Origin of the sequence: Cupriavidus neocaledonicus (genome assembly GCF_000372525.1) — a bacterium.
Taxonomy (GTDB): domain Bacteria; phylum Pseudomonadota; class Gammaproteobacteria; order Burkholderiales; family Burkholderiaceae; genus Cupriavidus; species Cupriavidus neocaledonicus.
In genome coordinates this window covers 41,409-60,158 of record NZ_AQUR01000076.1, presented here as the reverse complement: position 1 = coordinate 60,158, position 18,750 = coordinate 41,409, and the positions used below count along the sequence as shown (strand labels likewise).

At 66.0% G+C, this 18,750-nt stretch carries 20 protein-coding genes; 15 read left to right on the top strand and 5 right to left on the bottom strand.

Going from position 1 to position 18,750, the window contains the following annotated elements:
• The first annotated feature begins 2 nt into the window (after window positions 1-2).
• From A3AG_RS0105330 to A3AG_RS0105290, 9 genes are all read left to right on the top strand, one after another.
• Window positions 3-428: a cupin domain-containing protein gene (locus tag A3AG_RS0105330; RefSeq protein ID WP_018004427.1), complete on the top strand. Its 426-nt coding sequence runs from the start codon at window positions 3-5 to the stop codon at window positions 426-428.
• On the top strand, window positions 425-805 hold the full coding sequence (locus A3AG_RS0105325) for a cupin domain-containing protein (protein ID WP_051073481.1): 381 nt from the start codon (window positions 425-427) through the stop codon (window positions 803-805). The genes A3AG_RS0105330 and A3AG_RS0105325 overlap by 4 nt, the downstream gene beginning before the upstream one ends.
• Complete coding sequence (locus A3AG_RS0105320; RefSeq protein ID WP_018004425.1) at window positions 802-2,037, top strand: NAD(P)/FAD-dependent oxidoreductase; 1,236 nt, start codon at window positions 802-804, stop codon at window positions 2,035-2,037. Before A3AG_RS0105325 ends, A3AG_RS0105320 begins: the two co-directional genes overlap by 4 nt.
• Window positions 2,034-2,588: a nuclear transport factor 2 family protein gene (locus A3AG_RS0105315; RefSeq protein ID WP_026163968.1), complete on the top strand. Its 555-nt coding sequence runs from the start codon at window positions 2,034-2,036 to the stop codon at window positions 2,586-2,588. The genes A3AG_RS0105320 and A3AG_RS0105315 overlap by 4 nt, the downstream gene beginning before the upstream one ends.
• 34 nt (window positions 2,589-2,622) lie before the next feature.
• Window positions 2,623-2,997, top strand: a complete 375-nt coding sequence (locus tag A3AG_RS0105310) for a non-heme iron oxygenase ferredoxin subunit (RefSeq protein WP_018004437.1) — start codon at window positions 2,623-2,625, stop codon at window positions 2,995-2,997.
• Window positions 2,994-4,043, top strand: coding sequence for an asparaginase (locus A3AG_RS0105305; protein ID WP_018004424.1), 1,050 nt, complete (start codon window positions 2,994-2,996; stop codon window positions 4,041-4,043). Before A3AG_RS0105310 ends, A3AG_RS0105305 begins: the two co-directional genes overlap by 4 nt.
• Window positions 4,044-4,120: 77 nt before the next feature.
• Window positions 4,121-5,260, top strand: a complete 1,140-nt coding sequence (locus tag A3AG_RS0105300) for a porin (protein WP_018004423.1) — start codon at window positions 4,121-4,123, stop codon at window positions 5,258-5,260.
• Between the two features lie 56 nt (window positions 5,261-5,316).
• Window positions 5,317-6,231, top strand: a complete 915-nt coding sequence (locus A3AG_RS0105295) for a dioxygenase family protein (RefSeq protein WP_018004422.1) — start codon at window positions 5,317-5,319, stop codon at window positions 6,229-6,231.
• 123 nt (window positions 6,232-6,354) lie between these two features.
• Window positions 6,355-6,984, top strand: coding sequence for a flavin reductase family protein (locus tag A3AG_RS0105290; protein ID WP_018004421.1), 630 nt, complete (start codon window positions 6,355-6,357; stop codon window positions 6,982-6,984).
• Between the two features lie 313 nt (window positions 6,985-7,297).
• On the opposite strand, the gene A3AG_RS0105285 is transcribed toward A3AG_RS0105290, so the two are convergent.
• Window positions 7,298-8,179 carry a LysR family transcriptional regulator gene (locus A3AG_RS0105285; protein WP_018004420.1) on the bottom strand — a complete coding sequence of 294 codons (882 nt, stop codon included), beginning with the start codon at window positions 8,177-8,179 and terminating at the stop codon, window positions 7,298-7,300.
• A 101-nt stretch (window positions 8,180-8,280) separates the two neighbouring features.
• Between A3AG_RS0105285 and A3AG_RS0105280 the strand changes: the two genes are divergently transcribed.
• Genes A3AG_RS0105280 through pcaD form a run of 4 tightly spaced genes read left to right on the top strand, consistent with a single transcriptional unit; the run spans window position 8,281 to window position 11,606 of the window.
• Window positions 8,281-9,405, top strand: a complete 1,125-nt coding sequence (locus A3AG_RS0105280; RefSeq protein ID WP_018004419.1) for a muconate/chloromuconate family cycloisomerase — start codon at window positions 8,281-8,283, stop codon at window positions 9,403-9,405.
• A gap of 27 nt (window positions 9,406-9,432) precedes the next feature.
• On the top strand, window positions 9,433-9,711 hold the full coding sequence (catC, locus tag A3AG_RS0105275) for a muconolactone Delta-isomerase (protein WP_018004418.1): 279 nt from the start codon (window positions 9,433-9,435) through the stop codon (window positions 9,709-9,711).
• Window positions 9,712-9,766: 55 nt separating this feature from the next.
• On the top strand, window positions 9,767-10,762 hold the full coding sequence (locus A3AG_RS0105270) for a tripartite tricarboxylate transporter substrate binding protein (RefSeq protein WP_018004417.1): 996 nt from the start codon (window positions 9,767-9,769) through the stop codon (window positions 10,760-10,762).
• Between the two features lie 34 nt (window positions 10,763-10,796).
• The gene (pcaD, locus tag A3AG_RS0105265; protein WP_018004416.1) at window positions 10,797-11,606 is read left to right on the top strand and encodes a 3-oxoadipate enol-lactonase; all 810 of its coding nucleotides are present in this window, start codon (window positions 10,797-10,799) and stop codon (window positions 11,604-11,606) included.
• 413 nt (window positions 11,607-12,019) lie between these two features.
• Here pcaD and A3AG_RS0105260 read toward each other — a convergent pair whose 3' ends face one another.
• From A3AG_RS0105260 to A3AG_RS33205, 3 genes are all read right to left on the bottom strand, one after another.
• Complete coding sequence (locus A3AG_RS0105260) at window positions 12,020-13,240, bottom strand: tyrosine-type recombinase/integrase (RefSeq protein ID WP_018004415.1); 1,221 nt, start codon at window positions 13,238-13,240, stop codon at window positions 12,020-12,022.
• Between the two features lie 287 nt (window positions 13,241-13,527).
• Window positions 13,528-13,947 carry a type II toxin-antitoxin system VapC family toxin gene (locus A3AG_RS0105255; RefSeq protein ID WP_018004414.1) on the bottom strand — a complete coding sequence of 140 codons (420 nt, stop codon included), beginning with the start codon at window positions 13,945-13,947 and terminating at the stop codon, window positions 13,528-13,530.
• Window positions 13,944-14,189, bottom strand: a complete 246-nt coding sequence (locus A3AG_RS33205) for a FitA-like ribbon-helix-helix domain-containing protein (RefSeq protein WP_018004413.1) — start codon at window positions 14,187-14,189, stop codon at window positions 13,944-13,946. Before A3AG_RS33205 ends, A3AG_RS0105255 begins: the two co-directional genes overlap by 4 nt.
• 189 nt (window positions 14,190-14,378) lie before the next feature.
• On the opposite strand from A3AG_RS33205, the gene A3AG_RS31400 reads away from it, so the two are divergent.
• Both A3AG_RS31400 and A3AG_RS0105245 read left to right on the top strand, forming a co-directional pair.
• On the top strand, window positions 14,379-15,506 hold the full coding sequence (locus A3AG_RS31400) for a DNA-binding protein (protein WP_035847919.1): 1,128 nt from the start codon (window positions 14,379-14,381) through the stop codon (window positions 15,504-15,506).
• 607 nt (window positions 15,507-16,113) lie between these two features.
• Window positions 16,114-17,100 carry a helix-turn-helix domain-containing protein gene (locus tag A3AG_RS0105245; protein WP_035847931.1) on the top strand — a complete coding sequence of 329 codons (987 nt, stop codon included), beginning with the start codon at window positions 16,114-16,116 and terminating at the stop codon, window positions 17,098-17,100.
• Here the strand turns inward: A3AG_RS0105245 and A3AG_RS0105240 are convergent.
• On the bottom strand, window positions 17,097-18,737 hold the full coding sequence (locus A3AG_RS0105240) for an amidase (protein WP_276307882.1): 1,641 nt from the start codon (window positions 18,735-18,737) through the stop codon (window positions 17,097-17,099). The genes A3AG_RS0105245 and A3AG_RS0105240 overlap by 4 nt on opposite strands.
• Window positions 18,738-18,750: the final 13 nt, after the last annotated feature.

The following is an 18,750-nucleotide window of genomic DNA, read 5'->3' as shown; positions in this document are numbered from 1 at the left end:
GCATGCCGAAATGCCGGGTGTTCGCCATCGACAACAACCTGAAAGAAGTGGTCGCCGGTGGCCTGTACATGAAACACATGTTTGGCGAAACGGTCAGCGTAGCCGTCGTCAAGTTCGTCGAAACGGCCGGCAGTGATCTGCCAGCCAAATCCCACCAGCATGGCGAAGAAGCGTCACTGCAGTTCTCGGGGGCCTGCTCCGTCTTCGAAGGGCTCGGTGAAGCCGGCGACCACGAGACCGTCATGGAGCAGGGCGATGCAATGCTGATCCCCGCCGGCGTGATGCACTACGGCAGCAATCGCTTCGAGCCAGCGGGTGTCAGCATGCGGCTGAACGTGGTGACGCCAGCCCGCAAGGAGTATGGCGCCGAGGATACGGTGCCCTATTACCCGCTGGCTGACAGGGAAACGCAGGGAGAGCGGGCATGAGCGCGCAAGGACATCCCGACACAGGGGCATGCTTCAGTCAGCCCCTTTGCCGCCGCGTGGCGGCGGGCAAGTCGACCTCCACCGCCCCGGCACGCCATGAAGCCAGCGGCGAAGCCTTCGACATTGCCATTCAGGTACTGCGCCAGGGAGACACGCTGAGCGCTGCCGCAGGCGAGGCAGGCGAGGAAGTGGCTGCGGTGCTGGATGGCACCTTTACGATCGAAGCCGCCGGCGAGACCTATCGTCTGTCGAAAGGCGAGGGGATCATCATTCCCAGTGCCGAGCCGCGCCGCTGGATCTGCGACACCGATGGCGGGCGCCTGTATCGGGTGATCAACCGTACGTCGCTGGTTGCACAAGCTGGAGCCGCGGTATGAACACGCCGGAACACATCGTCATCGTGGGTGCCGGCCACGCTGGCGGTCGCGTCGCCCAGCACTTGCGCGCGTTGGGCTATGACAAGCGGCTAACGCTCGTCGGTGAAGAATCGCATGCCCCCTATGAGCGCCCGGCATTGTCAAAAGAGCTGCTCAAAGGCGAACGCACCGCAGCGGAGCTTGTGCTCGACCCTGCCGCCTTCTGGGCGGATGGCGAATCCGTCGCGCATGTGCGAGGCCGTGCCAGCGCGCTGGACGCTAAGGCACGGGTGCTGAGCCTGAGCGACGGCAGAACGATCGGTTTCGACCGGCTAGTTGTCGCGACCGGTGGACGCGCGCGTACACTTAATATCCCGGGGGCCGAGCTGTCGGGGGTTGTCACCTTGCGCACCATCGACGACAGCCTTGCATTGCGCGAGACGTTGGCCTCTGGCCAGCGCGTGGCAATCGTTGGGGCCGGCGTCATCGGGATGGAGGTCGCCGCGAGCGCCAAGGCGCTAGGCGCGGATGTAACGGTGCTGGAGGCAAGCGATCGCATCCTCGCGCGCTGCCTGCCGCCTGCAGCCTCGGAGTGGCTGCAGGCGCTGCACACGGCCAATGGCACTCGCATTGAAACCGGCGTGCAGGTCAACCGCATCGAGCGCGATGGCACTGCACTACGTGTCCATATCGTACGCGATGGCAACACTTCGTCCGTGGTTGCAGACGTCGTGCTGGCGGCAGTGGGCATCGACGCCTGCGTCGATTTCCTCCGAGCTAGCGGGATCGCCAACGAGCATGGAGTTCCGGTCGGCGTCGATTGCCGGAGCCCCGTTGCGCCATGGTGCTTTGCCGCGGGTGACGTGGCGCTGACTTACAGTCCGTTGTACCAGCGCGCGGTGCGGCAGGAAACCTGGCGCAATGCCGAGCACCAGGCGCAGGCGGTGGCCGGCTTTCTCCTGGGTCGTACCGAGCCATATGTGGAAGTCCCGTGGATGTGGACGGATCAGCTCGGTCACAACATCCAGGTGGTAGGCCAACCCGGCGACGCCGACGACATTGTCGTTCGCCACGGCGCCTCAGGCGCTCCGGCCACGATGCTGCTGCTGGCAGACGGGAAGCTCGTTGGCGGTGTCCTGATCGACAACGGGCGGGAGCGCAAGCACCTTGAGGTACTGGTGCGCCACGGCTCGCAGATCGACCGCAGCCGTCTAGCCGATGCCGCGATTCCGCTAAAGGCATTGGCATCATGAGCGCACCCACCAACGAACAGCGGCTGGCGCGACTGGAGGCGGCCGAAGCGATCCGGGACCTGAAGGCTCGCTATGCCGCATTGGCCGATGCCAAGTACCGGCCGGACTACACACGCCTGGCCGATGACACGATGCGCGACGTGGCGTGGGAGCAGGCTTTGTGCTTCACCGAGGACGCTCTCTGGGAGGGCGGGCGTGGATTCGGCGAGTCGTTGGTCGGCCGGTCCCAGCTGCACGACTGGTTTCAGCGCTCACCCTGGTGTTTCGCCGTGCATTACTACGGCAGCCCGCAACTGAAGATCGACGGCGATCGTGCTCAAGGAGTCTGGCGCCTGTGGCAGCTGGCCCTGCGCGAAGACAACCGCGATGCTGTGCTGCTTGCCGCCACCACGCACGAGGGCTACCGCCGCGAAACCGATGGCGCCTGGCGCTGTAGCCACATGCGCTTTGCCGGGATCCACATGACATCCCTGGGGCAGGGCCCCATGCCGCTGGTGGCGACGCTGGCGGCGTTGGACGCCAGAGATCGCAGGCCAGGCGCGGCACGCTGAACCCGGCGGCCGAATTCCTGAAGGAGGAGACACCATGATGATCAAGGAAGCAGAATCAGTCCGCGAGCCGCAGGCGCGCGAGGAAGTCATACGCTGGTATCGTGCCGGCGAAGTTGGCGCCTTGTTCGCCGCCGGAGATTGCCATGGGCTGGACGTCGATGGCCTTCGCATCGGCCTGTTCAAGGTCGACGAGACGGTCTACGCCCTGGACGACATCTGCACGCACGGCAACGCGCTGCTGTCGGACGGCGAAATGGACGGACATGGCATCGAATGCCCGCTGCACGCGGGGCTCTTCGACGTGCGCAACGGACGAGCCATGTGCACGCCGCTGACCCGCGATGCCCGTTGCCATGCCGTGAAGGTAGAAGCCGGCGTGGTCTATATTGCCACCCCGGAGCAGTCATGAGCGCGGGGACCGGCACGATGGCCGCCTGCGCAGGCAACGCCGCGCGCCCGCGTATTGCGGTGATCGGCACGGGGGGCACGTTCGCGATGCACGCCCGGCACCGCTTCGACTGGATCGAGTACGGCGAAAGCGGCGTGGTCCACCCGATAGCGAAGCTGCTCGATGATCTCGGCGACCTTGGTGAAGTGGCCGATGCGGTCGAACTGGTGCCGGTACCGTTCCGCGCGCTGGGCAGCACTGGCATCACGCCGGCGGACTGGTTGGCGCTGGCGCGCCTGATCGAGGACACCGCACGACGCGATCCGGGGCTGGCCGGGTTTGTCATCACGCACGGCACCGCCACCCTGGAAGAGACCGCGTGGTTTCTCGATCTGGCGCTCACGCTCGACCAGCCAATCGTGATCACCGGGGCGCAGCGTCCGGCGAACACAGCAGGCAGCGATGTGCCGGCCAACCTGCGGGCGGCCCTCGCGGTGGCGCAGTCCGGCGCGGCGCGTGGCACTGGCGTACTGGTGGTGATGGACGGGCATATCTTCGCTGCCCGGGACGTCACCAAGGCTGCCAGCTTCGATCTCAATGCCTTCGAGGCTCCGCCGTTCGGCCCGCTCGGCCGAGTCGAGGCAAGCGGCGCGGTGATCATGCGCAGGTTGCAGGTTCGAGGTCGCGTGCTCCCGTCGCCGGACCTGTCAAGTACTGATGCCTTGCCGCGGGTGGACATCCTCATCTCGTACGCCGGGGCCGATCGTACCGCGATTGATGCATTGGTGGCGGCCGGCTGTGCAGGCATTGTCAGTGCAGGCCTGCCGCCTGGCCGACCTGCGAATGCTGAGGCCCAGGGTCTGGCCGACGCCGTGCGCGCCGGTGTCACCGTGGTCCAGTCCACCCGCGCAGCGCGCGGTATGGTGCCACCGCAGGCTTTCCTGCGCGCCGCCGGCGTTCTGGCTGGCGGCGATCTGTCACCGCAGAAGCTGCGCATCCTGCTGATGCTGGCGTTGACGCAGACCCGCGACCCCGTGCTGCTGCAGCAGTGGCTGCTGGCGTGTTGAACCCCCGGGGCACGGGCAATTGCACCGGTCCCGTTGATGCGCCCGGTTCCGGGACCAAGAGAGCAAAAGGAGCAAAAATGAAGTCGATGTGCAAGGTCGGCATGGCAGCGTTTTGCGCATGCGCGGCAATCATGCAGCCCGCCGGGGCCCAGGCCCAGACCTCGGCCGTCCTGTACGGCGTGCTGTCGACCGGCATTGCCTATGTCAGTAACGAAGGCGGTCATGGTACCGCCAGGATGGTACCCGGCACCATGCAGAACAGCCGATGGGGCCTACGCGGCACGGAGGACCTCGGCGGCGGCATGCGCGGCGTGTTCGTACTCGAAAACGGCTTCGCCCTCGACGACGGCAAGTTCCAGCAGGGCGGGCGCATGTTCGGGCGCCAGGCCTATGTCGGGCTGGGCAGCACCACGCTGGGCACGCTGACGCTGGGCCGCCAGTACGACGCAATCTATGACACGCTGGATATCATGTCCGCACCGGTGGCGGCCAACGGGCTGGCGGCGCACATCGGCGACAACGACAATGCCTTCGGAAGCTTCCGGCACAACAATGCGCTCAAGTACGTCAGCCCAAACTGGGGCGGGCTGCGGGCGCAGGCCTCCTATGCGCTGTCGGACAGCGCCGCCGGCGCGAACAATCGCTCCTTCAGCTTCGGCGCTACCTACGACCGCGGGGCCCTGCGCCTGGCGTCCGCGTTTATGCAACTAGACCGCCCCGGCCTGGTCGCCAGCGGCAACGCCAACGGGGCGGTGACCGACGACTACGCCGGTGCCCCTTTCGTGCTGTTCCATGCCAGTCCGATCAACCCGTCGGCGGGTGTCGCACGCCAGCGCGTGGGCGGCTTCGCCGCCGGGTATGGCAACGACGCGTGGCGCGCGAACGCCATGGTCACGCAGTCGCGATTCGACTACCAGGACGGCACCGGCCTGCGCTTGACCAACTACGACCTCAACGCCACCTACAACCTGACCCCGTCGCTCGTGCTCGGCGCGGCCTACGTGTTCACGGATGGCGGGTACGCCGGCATCGACCGCAGGCCCAAATGGCACATGGGGCAGCTGAGCCTGGATTACTACCTGTCCAAACGCACCGATGTCTACGTGTATGGCGTCTACCAGAAAGCGTCGGCATCCAACGCGGATATCTACCTGTTTGCGCCATCCTCCGGCGACAGGCAAACCGTGCTTGTCGCCGGCATCCGGCATAAATTCTGACCGCGCGGCCGGATGCCGCACAACTGTTCACCGACAACACAGACCAGGAGACAACGATGTCCGAACTCGATATTCATCAACTACTCGATCTGGTGAACACCCGCCAGGTGGAACCCGGCGACGAACGCGTGCGTGCCATCACCGCACGCATCGTCGGAGACCTGTTCCAGACCATTGACCAGTTTGACGTGAAGCCGGACGAATTCTGGGCCGCCATAAAGTGGCTGACCCGGCTGGGCCAGGCCGACATGTGGGGCCTCGTCAGCGCTGGCCTGGGCTTTGACCGGCTGCTCGATATCCGCGAGGACGAGGCCGATCGCGCAGCCCGGCGCGCGCAGGGTACGCCGCGCGCGATCGAAGGCCCGCTCTATATTGGCGGCGCGCCGCTGCACCAGCATGAGGTGAAGCTTGATGAGGGCAACGAAGGGAAGGGGCAGCCGCTGGTGATGGAAGGCCGCGTGCTTGACGTTCACGGCAATCCTGTCGCGAACGCGCTGGTCGATGTCTGGCATTGCAACGAGCTGGGCCGTTATTCGCATTTCGACCCGGACCAGCCGGACTACAACCTGCGCCGACGCATCCAAACCAACGCCGATGGCGCCTACCGATTCCGCAGCTTCCTGCCGCCGGGCTACGCGATTCCGCCGAACAGCCCCGTCTCCGAACTGTTTGCACTGCTCGGCCGCCATGGGAACCGCCCGGCCCATATTCATTTCATAGTTTCCGGCTCGGGCAAGCGTGCGTTGACCACGCAGATCAACATTCCGGGCGACACGTTTCTGGATGACGATTTTGCGTTTGCGACCCGGGACGGCCTGGTGGTGGAGCTGGAGCCGGTGCCTAGCGCAGCTGGTTATGAATCGCTTGGCGTGACTGGGCCCTTTACCCGCGTTCGCTTCGATTTTCGCTTGCAGGACGCGCTGAGCGAGGCCGAAGCCACGCCCGCCAGCCGCTATGACAGCGCAACATAATCCGCGCCTGCTGTTGGCGATCATTAACGCCAGGAGTGGAACAGGGTTGGCGCAGTCCGGGACGAAAGCCTAAGTCGACGGTATGTGCGTCACAAAAAAGGTAGGCCGCGCAGGCACTCACCCATGCAATACATGAACCGTTCAGAAGGCGAGTACTTTTATCGGCCGCACGAGGGCCACGGCCTCCCGCATGATCCCTTCAAGGCGATCGTCGCGCCAAGAGTCATTGGATGGATCTCCACTCGCGATGTCAACGGACGAGCGAATCTGGCGCCATACAGTTTCTTTGGTGCCTTTGCTTCAGACCCTTACGTCATTGGCTTCTCGAGTGAGGGAGAGAAGGACACATTGCGCAATGTTCGCGAGACCGGTGAGTTTGTCTGGAACCTGGCGAGCCAGGACTTGGCCGGCCGAATGAACGTCACTTCCACTCCCGCGCCGCATGGCGTGGATGAATTTGAACTTGCGGGACTGACGGCGGTGCCAGGCCATGCCGTCAGCGCTCCGCACGTTGGTGAATCCCCTGCAGCGCTCGAGTGTCGTGTGCTGCAAGCCGTGCAATTGCGAGCGCTGAACGGAAGCAGAATCCGGAACTGGTTGGTATTGGGACAGGTGGTCGGCGTGATCATCCGCAAGGAATTCTTGAGGAATGGGCTCTTCGATACGTTTCTCGCTCGGCCGGTATTGCGCGCCGGATACCGCGGCGATTACGCAGCCATCGGTGAAAGGCTGGTGATGAATGTCCCACGGTAAGGGCGGACATCCATACAAGAGCCAGAATGCTCAGTAATCATTCCCATCGGGATGCCGGGCCTAGCGGCCTACACTTTCATTAGTACCGACGTTGAAGGAAGATTGGCCGCCGCAGTTTTGCGGGAGCGGAACGATGAACACGTCTCCGTCCGTTAACGTGAGAGCTTCCACGCGCCATCTAGACAGCGAAACGCATGGTTGAGTGGGCTGAATCGAAGCGCCGAAGAGCTGTCGTCAAAGATCCATGGCCGGAAGTGAACCCATTGTCCTTCGGCAGGATCCCCCGTTATGCATCTGCGCCTGCCGCCGGACTTTACTGGTTTTGCCGCATCACCCAGGCGACCGCCTGGGCCAGGAAGGGCGAGCTGTCGCCGACGCGATAGCTCATGATGACCGGGGAGACGAACCCCGGAGCGTCGATCGGGCAGTAGCTGACATCGTCGCGATGCAGGCGCTGGATTGAGGCCGGCACCAGCGTGATGCCGATTCCGGCGGCGACCAGCCCCAGTGCGGTCTGCAGTTCGTTGGCCTCCTGCGCCACGCGCAACTGCAGCCCCTGTGCGTGGAACAGGGATAGCAGATGATCCGCATAGCTCGGCCGTGGCCGCGCCGGGTACAGGATGAACGGGCGCGTGGCCAGGTTCTGCGGTGTCAGGGTGACCCGGTCCGGCGCCGGCTGGCTGGCTGCCACCGCAGCCACCAGCGGCTCGGTCATCACCACCTCCTGGCGGATCGCCGGGTCCTTGATCGCGATACGACCGAAACCCAGGTCGATGCGGCCGGACTTGAGCGCTTCGACCTGCTCGACGGTGATCATCTCCGCCAGTCCGACTTCCACCTGCTGCGCCGATCCCCGCAGTTCGCGGATCAACTCCGGCAGCACCCCGTACAGCACTGACGGCACAAAGCCGATGCCGAACCAGCGCTTGTCCTGCCGGCCGATACGTCGCGTGCTTTCGATCGTTTCCTCGAGGCGCTGGGTCAACTGCGTGGTCTGTTCGAGCAGGAAGCGGCCCGCCTCGGTCAGGCGCAGCCCCCGTCCGACGCGATCGAACAGCGCCACCCCTACCTCGTCCTCAAGCTGCCGGATCTGGCGCGAAAGCGGCGGCTGCGCCATGTGCAGGCGTTCGGCGGCCCGCGTGACATTGAGTTCCTGGGCCACAACGTGGAAATAGCGCAGGTGTCGGAGTTCCATTGGCATACCTGTAGGGTATCAATCGAGACATCATCGGTCTTGGACGCCAATCAAGTCAAGCTTCATACTTCCACAACGATTCCTATTGCAAGCACAAAGGTATGACAGCCACGATCACCTCGGTCGAAGCCCTCCTGGTCGACCTGCCCACCATTCGGGCTCACCAACTGGCCATGGCCACCATGCAACAGCAGACGCTGGTGATCGTGAGGCTGCGCTGCAGCGACGGCATCGAAGGCATCGGCGAAGCCACGACAATCGGCGGCCTGTCGTATGGCGATGAAAGCCCTGAGGGCATCAAGCTGACCATCGACACTTACCTCGCGCCCGCGCTGGCCGGGGAAGACGCTACCAATATCCACGCCGCGATGGCGCGCCTGAACAAGGTTGCGCGCGGCAACCGCTTCGCCAAGTCGGCGCTGGAAACCGCGCTGCTCGATGCGCAGGGCAAGCGCCTCGGCGTGCCGCTGGCCACGCTGCTCGGCGGTGCGGTGCGTACCACCCTGCCTGTGCTGTGGACACTGGCCAGTGGCGACACCGTGAAGGACATCGATGAAGCCGAGCGGCTGCTTGCCGAACGCCGCCACAACACGTTCAAGCTCAAGATCGGCCGGCGCAGCGTGCGCGACGACGTGGCGCACGTGTCGGCAATCAAGCGCGCGCTCGGTGACAGGGCGCGGGTCACGGTGGACATCAATCAGGCCTGGAACGAGGCCGATGCCGCAGGCGGCATCGCGATGCTCGAAGCCGCGGGTATCGACCTGATCGAGCAGCCCACGCCGCGCGAACAGCGCACGGCGCTCGCGCGCCTGGCGGCACGCTTCGTGGTGCCGGTCATGGCGGACGAGGCCGTGTGCGGCCCTGAGGACGCAATGGAGCTCGCACGGATCGGCGGCGCCGATGTGCTCGCGCTGAAGATTGCCAAGTCAGGCGGCATCTTCGGCATGCTGCGCACGGCCGCCGTGGGTGACGCCGCGGGCATCGCGCTGTACGGCGGCACGATGCTGGAGGGCAGCGTTGGCACCATTGCCGCCGCGCATGGCTTCTGCACGCTGCAGCAGCTTGCATGGGGCACGGAGCTGTTCGGCCCGCTGCTGCTCAAGGATGACGTGGTCGCGCAGCGGCCCGAGTATCGCGACTTCAGCCTGCATCTTCCCGAAGGGCCGGGCCTGGGTCTTGCGCTCGACGAAGACAAGCTCGCGCACTACCGGCGCGATCGCGCCTGAACAACTTGATTCTCCAGGAGGAATGCCATGCTTTACCTGGTCCGGATGGATGTGAACCTGCCGCATGACCTGCCCGCCGCGCAGGCCGATGACATCAAGGCGCGCGAAAAGGCCTATGCCCAGCAACTCCAGCACGAAGGCAAATGGCAGCAGCTTTACCGCGTGGTCGGCGAGTACGCCAACTACAGCATCTTCGATGTGGCCTCGCACGACGAGCTGCACGCGCTGCTGTCGGGCTTGCCGCTGTTCCCGTATATGAGGATCGAGGTGACGCCGCTGGCCAGGCATCCGTCGTCGATCCGCTAAAGCGCGGCGCACGGCAAGTACAACCCGCATCGTGCGGGCAAGTGGAGACAAAACCATGAAGACGTTGTTCCAGTGGCTGGCCGGTACCGGCCGCGCGGGCGCGCTTGCCCTGGCGGCAAGCCTTTCGTTTGCCGCACCCGCCGCGCATGCGGCGTATCCCGATCATCCTATCCGCTGGATTGTGCCGTTCCCATCGGGCGGTGCGATGGACAACATCGCTCGCACGCTGGGCGAGGACATGTCGCGCACGCTCGGCCAGTCGATCGTGGTCGAGAACCGGCCCGGCGCCGGCGGCAATATCGGGGCCGAACTCGTGGCACGTTCGCCGGCCGACGGCTATACGATGATCATCGTCGCCAATGGCATGGCCGTGAACCCGGCGCTGTACGGCAAGCTTTCGTACGACCCGATCAAGGACTTCGCACCGGTATCGCTGCTGGCGGTCGTGCCCAACGTGCTGGTTGCCAACAAGACGCGCCGGAGCGAGACCACGGTCAAGGACGTGATCGCCCACGCCAAGGCGTCGCCGGGCAAGTTTACCTATGCCTCGGCCGGCAATGGCACGTCAATTCACCTGGCGGCGGAATTGTTCACGTCCATGGCGGGCGTAGACATGCTGCATATTCCGTACAAGGGCAGTGGCCCGGCCATGACCGACCTGCTCGGCGGGCAAGTGGACTACATGTTCGACAGCATCACCTCGGCCAAGCCGCAGATCGACGCGGGCAAGCTGACACCGATCGCCGTCACGACCGCCAGGCGCTCCAGTGCCCTGCCCAATGTGCCGACCGTCGCCGAAGCGGGACTGCCAGGCTACGAGCTGTCGCCGTGGTTCGCGGCCTTCGTGCCCGCCAGGACGCCGCAGCCCGTCATTGACACGCTGAACCGCGCGATGCTGGATGCCCTGCGCAAGCCGGCCGTGCAGAAACGTCTAGCGCTGATCGGTGCCGAACCGATCGGCAGCACGCCCGCCGTGCTGCGCGACCACCTGGCAAAGGAAACCGAGAAGTGGGGGGCGCTGATTCGTCAGCGTGGAATCCACGCTGACTGAATCCAACCATTCCCGCGCTGGCGGGCAGCCTCACATGACCAACTTCGCTCACCATGCCTGCACTGGCACGGCGACCAGCGCCGGTGTGTCTATCCACTACACGATCGAAGGCGACGTCGGTGCGCCGGTGCTGGTCATGTCCAACTCACTGGGGACCACGCTGCAGATGTGGGCGCCGCAGATGCCGGCGTTGCTCAGGCATTTCCGCGTGCTGCGCTATGACACGCGCGGCCACGGCCGTTCGTCGGTGCCCATGAAACCGTTCGGCATGGCTGAGCTCGGCCGCGACGTGCTAGCCGTGATGGACCATGCCGGCGTCGCGCGGGCGCATTTCTGTGGCCTGTCGATGGGCGGCATGACTGGCCTATGGCTGGCGCGGCATCATGCCGATCGCTTCGGCCGTTTCGTGCTGGCCAATACGGCCGCGCTGATCGGTCCCGCATCGGTATGGGACAACCGCATCGCCACCGTGCGCCGTGATGGCATGGCGGCCATCGTGCCTGGCGTGCTGGAACGCTGGTTCTCGCCGTCCTATCGCGCCTCGCACGCACAGGGGATGGAGCCGGTGCGAGACATGCTGCTGGCTTGCGATCCGGCTGGCTACACGGCCAACTGCGCAGCGGTGCGGGATGCGGACCTGCGGGGCCTGCTTTCCGGGGTCGAGGCCAAGGTACTGGTTATTGCTGGTGAGCAGGATGCTGCTACCACGCCTGCGCAGGCGCGGGAAGTCGCCCGGGCGGTGCCGCAGGCGGAATACCTTTCGCTCGATGCTGCGCATCTATCGAACTGGGAGTTGCCGCAGGCGTTTGGTCAGGCGGTGGTGCGGTTTGGTGCCGGGGGCTGACTGGTGCTGGTTGGGACGTCGCTCCTGGGAGGCGCCGAAGTTCCGCCGGCGTAGCCAGGCGACACCCGTTCTCGGCCCAAGCGAAAAAATGTAAGGCGAGAAACGCAGCGCGTGCGGCTACGCCGCGGTCCCGACCGCGGCGCCATTCTCTCGCAACCTCGATCGCCTGAGATCCTCCAGGCCATCTTGTGGCGCACTGTGTCCGATGGACATTGTGCAGATTGATCACACGCTGGCCGCTTTGTAGCTGGTTGATGACGTGAGCGACGCCCCATTGGCCCCGCCATGGCTAAGCATCAACCACGACGTATCGACAAGGACGCGTCATTGGCGCAAACGTTGGGATGGACCGCCCCAACGCGGCAACTGTTGCGTTGCTATTGATCCGCGTTGTCTTGCCGTGAATTTCACCTCTATTTTTTCCAGTCGATCCTGTGCCGCTCCTGCGTGGCCTCATGTCGCGCATCGTCTTCGCTATGCAGGTAGCCGCTGGTCGTCGACAACGAGCTATGCCCAAAGTTGTCGCGCACAAAGCGCAGGTCTACCTGCTGGTCGGTCATGTGCGAGCCGGCGGTGTGGCGCAGCCAGTGCGCCGAAGCGCTGGCCAGCACGGCTGCCTGCCCCTCCCACTCGGGTCCGCGCGCCCGCAGGCGCGCCGCGGCCATGCCGAACACCTCTTTTAGGATTAGGTGCAGCGCGCCGCGTGACAGCGGCTTCTCGCTGCCAGCTTTTCCGATCACCGGCAGCACCAGGGGACGCGTCTCACCGAACTGCGGAGTCGGCGGCAGTGCGTGGGCGCGACGGTAGCGCGCCAGTTCTGCAATGAGCTCGTCGGTCGCCGGCACCAGCCGGATCTTGCTGCCTTTGCCGGTCACCTCCAGCCACCAGCGCTCAGTGCTCTGGGCATCGCGCCGGCAGAAGAACGAGCCCATCGTGGTCGATGTCAGCTCCGACGCCCGCAAGCCGCCCAGATAGAGCACGCTCAGCACCCAGCGGCAGCGCGCCGCATGCAAGCGTTCTCGCGCGCTTTCGGTTGGCATCGCTTCGACGGTTTCCTTGACGGTCGCCCACAGTTCGTGACTGAGGTAGCGCGTGATCCGCGGCCTGGCTGGTGCGCGCCGGCGACGGGCGAGGGCGAGCGGGTTGCCGGCCAGGTAGCCCGCCTCGGTCAGCCAGGCGAACAGCGCGTTCAGGATCACCATGGCCTGGCGCACGCTGCCTGGGGCCAGCGGCCCGGCAAACGGGCGCCAGCCCGGATGGCTGCGCGCGAGCTTCTTGTTGCCAGTCAGCACCCAGCGCATGGCCGGTTGTGGATCCGCGAGGAAGCGCTCGTACGTGAGCAGGTCTTCGTGCGTCAGCGAGGACAGTGGTTTGCCGAGCTGCAGGACCGTCCACAGGATCAATCGCTCGACTTCCCGCCGGTAGGCAGTCAGGGTCGCCGCGCTGTCGGCATAGCGGGCGAGCCAGGCTGTGACGGCGGCAACATCGTCGGCAGCGGCGATGCGAGTGGCGTTGGCCGGAGCGCGGTTGCTGCCGGCGGCGCCGGACAGTGCCGGAGACAGGCGCAAGCGCTCAAGCGGGGTCGGGAGCGGGGCGGCCGGGCCGTCCGCAGGCGGAAGCGCAAGCAGTTCCATAAGTACGCGGCCATATCTATTTCAAGCAGCGGCGAAGCGGGGAAGTAGTCGAATCGGGCCGCCTTCGGCTGCCTTGCCGTCGTTGCCGAATTTCTGGACCCTACACGCGAATGACGAAGTCGAAGAATTCCTCGCGAACATAATTTCGTGATCGTGAAACCATTTCGCGCCTAGGGCGGCTGGAGCTCGTCCTCGGTTACGAGGCCCCCCGGCGTGCTCGCATCGACAACGTCCTTCACGCAAGGGCGGTTCGTCGGTTCGTCAATGGCGACCCAGCTCTCCCCACATCAATCGAGCCAGGGATTCGCCAAAACAATGCCGACCCCTTCGAAGTCCTTGCCGTTGCGCGTGGCCAGGACGGCGGTGTGGTGGCGACAGATGGCTGCGATCTGTGCATCGGCCATGCTTATTGGACGACCCGAGCGTTCACGCTGGGACACGAGCGCGGCGTAGTGCACGGCGGAGTCTTCGTCGAACGGCAACACCCGATCCGCGAATTCCTCTTCGAGCATTTGTAGCGCAGCTTGCCGCAGAATAGTTTTGCGGCGCCCGTCGGGAAGTCGCGCAATACCATACAACAGTTCAGCAACCGTCACAGCGGTAATGGCAAGGGCATCCTGATCTTGTCGGTCGAGCCAATCGATGACGGTTGGCTCTGCCTCGGCCCGCATCACCTCCGACAGGACATTGGTATCGAGCACGATCATGCCGGCAAATCCGGTGACCGAGGTCGCTCCACACGTTGCGGTAATTCCAGCCCCGGATCGGAAAGCGTGGCAAAGCGCTGGCGCAAACGGCTGCCCAAGCCGCCATGGGCGGGCGGTTTGCTGAGTGCGCGCCGAAGAATCTCACGCACCTCCTCCTCCATGGAACGCCCGTGCTGGGCGGCTTCGATCCGCAGCCGTGCTTTTAACTCGTCATCTAGGTTTCGGATGGTAAGCGTCGCCATAAATGTCTCCTGCTTGCACTGACTGCAATGCTAGCACAAGGATGGGCGAATCCCGAGCCGCTGCGCGGGGGACGGATCGTCGTCATTACTAGACATAAGCGCAGTTATGTCTAAAGTTTCACCACCAGAATCACAAACAATACGTATTACGTAGTATTATTGATAACCACATTATCATTTGTTCTGCCGATGGCCCATGCCGCCCTGGATCTGACCGACGCCGCGCTACAAGCCGACCTTGCCGAGCTGCGCGCGCGCTTCCCCGAAACCCGCGCGCTCTACCGCGAGGTTTGCGGTCTGCTGTTCTTTCGCTACGGCGTCACGCCCACCGCCAACAAGCTCTACAGCCTGGTGCGCAAGGGCAGCATGGGCACGCCCGCCGAGGTGTTGCAGGCGTTCTGGCAGGAACTGCGCGGGCGCACGCGCGTCACCATCGACCATCCCGACCTGCCGGAGGCGTTGAAGGACATCGCGGCGGAGGCGGTGCAGACCATCTGGCACGCGGCCAACGAGGCCGCCACCGGCGAGCTGGGCACGCTGCGCGCCGAGGCCCGCGCTGCCGCCACCGCTGCCGAGGCCGAGCGCGACGCCGCGCACGCCGAGACCGCGCTGGCGCGCGAGGAAGCCGCGGCGCTCGTCGCGCAACTGGACGCCGCGCGCCAAACCATCGAGGAGGGTCAGGCGACGCTGGCCGCGGAGCGGCAGGCGCACGCGGCGACCCAGGCGCGGCTCGAAGCGGGGCGGGCGGAGCTGGAGGCCGCGGGGCGGCAACTGGCGGAACTGCGCACCCAATTCTCGACGGAGCTGGAGCGGGCGCGCGAGGCGGTGACGCTCGCGCAGGAACGGGCCGAGGCCAGCGAGCGGCGCAGCTTGCGCGAACTGGACCAGGAGCGCACCGCGCGCCAGAAGAGCGAGCGCACGGCCGAAGACCTGCGCGCTGAACTGGCGGCGGCACGCAGCGAAGCGCGCGATGCGGCCGTGGCGCACGCGGAGGGCCGCGCCAAGCGCGAAGCGCAGGTCGCGGCGCTGGCCGATCGGCTCGCGGTAGCCGAGCATGCGCAACGCAAGGCGGCGGGCGACCTGGAGGCCGTGCAGGCGGAGCTCGCCGCGGCACTGCGCCGGGCCGAGCGCGGCGAAGCGGAAGCAGCGCTCGCGCGCCAGTTGCTGGCCACCCTGCGCGTCGCGCCGCGCGAACGCGACGGCGGTGGCGGTGGCGGTGGCGGTGGCGGTGGTGGAAGGCGGCGCAAGGGCGGCAGTTCGGCGGCGACCGCGCCGGAAGAGCAGGGCGACGGGTCAGGGGGAAGCTCAGCAGGATGAGCTGGGCGAAAAACAGGGCGACGAGCCGGGGGCGGCGCTACCCAGCAATCAGGACGAAGGCAACGACAGCAGTAACGGCAGCGATGACAGCAAAGACTGAGCGGGCGAACGCGATCCGATGGATCCAGGCGCGGAGGGACGACGACGGGCAATCCCCCCAACCTTGCATCACATACGGGCAATCCCCCCAACCTTGCATCACATAAACGCCGATGGGTAAGTTCGAACGACACGCAAGAGACAAGGTCTCACCGTCCATGGGATTATCATCCCGCCAAAGCTGATTACCGACGCAAGCGTGGCGTCATACGATTTCCCCGATTGCGACGAGAACACCTTAGCGACGACGTTCTATACGACGCGTACGACAGTTCTTACTTTCCGCACCGGCAATTTGTGCTGCACGGATCATGGGACGAGGGGTCAGGGTTCTCCCCCTCACATCAGGTTCCCTCCGTTCGCTACACTGACCTGCCTCCATCGGCCGGCGGGACGCCACAACGGGTGCCATCCCGAAACACACCCACGTCTGGCCCCAAACGCGGCGCAAATGGCAAGCGCATCCATGCCCCAGAACCAACCGCCTCCGACCGACCCGCCCGCTGCCATGTCTGCTGCCCTGTCCGGGGCCGCGCCCGCGCCGCGGACGCTGCGTCATGTCATTGCCGATGAGGCGCAGGCAGCCGCCGCCGAACTGAACGGCTGGCAGCAGCGCTACCAGCAGCTGACGCCCGGTGTGTTCCGGGCCGAGGTCTCGCAGGTCACTTACGGCGATGTCCACGTGTTTCGCGAACAGACTACGCAGGCGCTGCTGGAAGAGGGGGAAGCGGCGCGAGGCTATGTCTCGCTCGCCTTGCCGCATGTGCAATGCGAGGATGGCTGGTTCCACGGATATCGCATGCACGGATATTCGCTCCTGTGCGCAGGCAACGGCCAGGCGCTGGCGATGCGCACCCCACGCGAACTTGACCTGACCGGACTGACCATGCCGCTGCCGGCGCTGGACCGCGCCGTCGCGCTGGCGAGCGGCGAACCACGCCGCCTTGACCAGCTGGCCGGCGTGCGCCAGCTGCGGCCGGCGGTCGGCAATGAACTGCGCGCCGCGTTGCTGTCGGTGCTGGCGACCGCGGCCATCGAAGCGGAGGTGTTCAGCAACCGCTTCGTGGAGAGCGCGATGCGTGACGCCTTGCTGCTGGCCGCCGCGACCGCGCTGACCGCGGACGACGACCGCTCGCGCGAACCGCTGCCAACGGCAGGGGCGCGCCGCCAGCTGGTGGCCGATGCCTATGCGCTGGTGCGTACCGCGCCGGACCACGGCTGGAGCGTCCTGGCGCTGTGCGAGCGCCTGGGCGTGTCGCGCCGCACGCTGCAATACAGCTTCAACGAAGTCACCGGCCTGGCGCCGCTGGACTTCGTGCGTGCGGTGCGCATGAACGGCGTGCGCCTGGCGCTGCGCGCCGGCCCGGCGGAGCCGGTCGGCGCCGTGGCGGCGCGGTTCGGCTTTCATCATCTACCGCGTTTCGCGGCGCAATACCGCGCCTTCTTCGGCGAACTGCCGTCGCAGACGCTGGCACGGCGCCGCGGCACGGCCTAGGCCATCATCGCGCGCGGCAGGTGGCGGCCCACCCAGTCGCGTTCCTGCTCGTAGGCGCGCGCCAGCCGCAGCACGCCCAGGTCGTCGCGCGGACGGCCGATCAGCTGCAGGCCCATCGGCAAGCCGTCGTGGCTGAAGCCCACCGGCACGCTGATCACCGGGCAACCCGACAGCGTCCACGGGAAAACCACTTCCATCCAGCGGTGATAGGTGTCCATCTGCCGGCCGGCAATCTGCTTCGGCCACGGCTCGCGCACGTCGAACGGGAATACCTGCGCGGTTGGCACCGCGATGAAGTCATGGTTGGCGAAGACCTGCTGCAGCGCCTGTGCCCAGGCGCTGCGCTCGGCGCTGGCGGCATAGATGTCGGCGGCATCGAGCCTGAGCGCGCCTTCGATTTCCCACACCGCTTCGGGCTTGAGCAGGGCGCGCTTGGCCGGGTCGCGATAGAACGGCAGCATGCCGTTGCCGACCAGGAAATGCCGGTGCACCAGCCAGGTCTTCCACAGGCGTTCCGGCGCGAAGGGCGGCCTGATCGCCTCGACCGATACGCCGAAGGCCGGAAACGCCTGCAGCGCCTCTTCGCACAGCGGCAGGATGCCGTCTTCCATCGGCAGGTACCCGTCCCAGTTGCCGAGCCACGCCACGCGTTTGCCTTTCAGGTTGGCGTGCAGCGTGGCCATCACGTTGTCTGGCGTGAGCCCGGCCAGCACCTCGTCGCGCGCGAGCGCCAGCGGGGTACGCGGATCGGGTCCCGACTGCGTGGCCAGCAGCAACGCGACGTCGGCGACGGTGCGACCCATCGGACCTTCGTAGCCGAGTTGCTGCAGGAAGACCTCGGCGGTCGGGCCATAGGGTACCCGGCCCATGGAAGGGCGGAAGCCATACACATTGCAATAGCCGGCCGGATTGCGCAGCGAACCGCCGAAGTCGCTGCCGTCGGCCACCGGCAGCATCCGCAGCGCCAGCGCCGCGGCCGCGCCGCCGCTGCTGCCGCCGGCGCAACGGGTGGCGTCATAGGGGTTGCGGGTGGCGCCATAGACCGGGTTGAAGGTCTGCGAGCCCAGCCCGAACTCCGGCGTATTGGTCTTGCCGACCAGGATGGCGCCGGCCTTGCGCACGCGCTCGACGATGATTGCGTCGGACGCTGGAACGTTGTCCTTGAAGATCGGCGAGCCGAAAGTGGTGCGGATGCCGCGCGTCAGCGCCAGATCCTTGGGCGCCTGCGGCATGCCGTGCATCCAGCCGGCCGACTTGCCGGCAGCCAGCGCCTGGTCGGCGGCCTCGGCTTCCCGCAGCAGCACGTCGCGCTCGCGCAGCGCGACGATGGCGTTGGAAGCCGGGTTGACGCGGTCGATATGCGTCAGGTAAGCGGCCATGACCTCGCGGCACGAGACGCGGCGCGCATGGATCTCGCGCGACAGTTTCCAGGCCGGCATCATCACGATCGCGTCGGGCGCGCCGCCTGCCACCAGGCTTGCCGCATCGACGCCGGGGCTTGCGGCAGCGGCGGGGCGCGCCAGCGCGGCGCCGGCCGCGGCCGTGGTCAGGGCGGTGCCGGCCAAGCGGCCGAGCCATCGGCGGCGGCCCGACTGCAAGACAGCAGCGGCGTCGGGGGAGGGAGAGGTCGTCTTCATGGTCGTACTCATT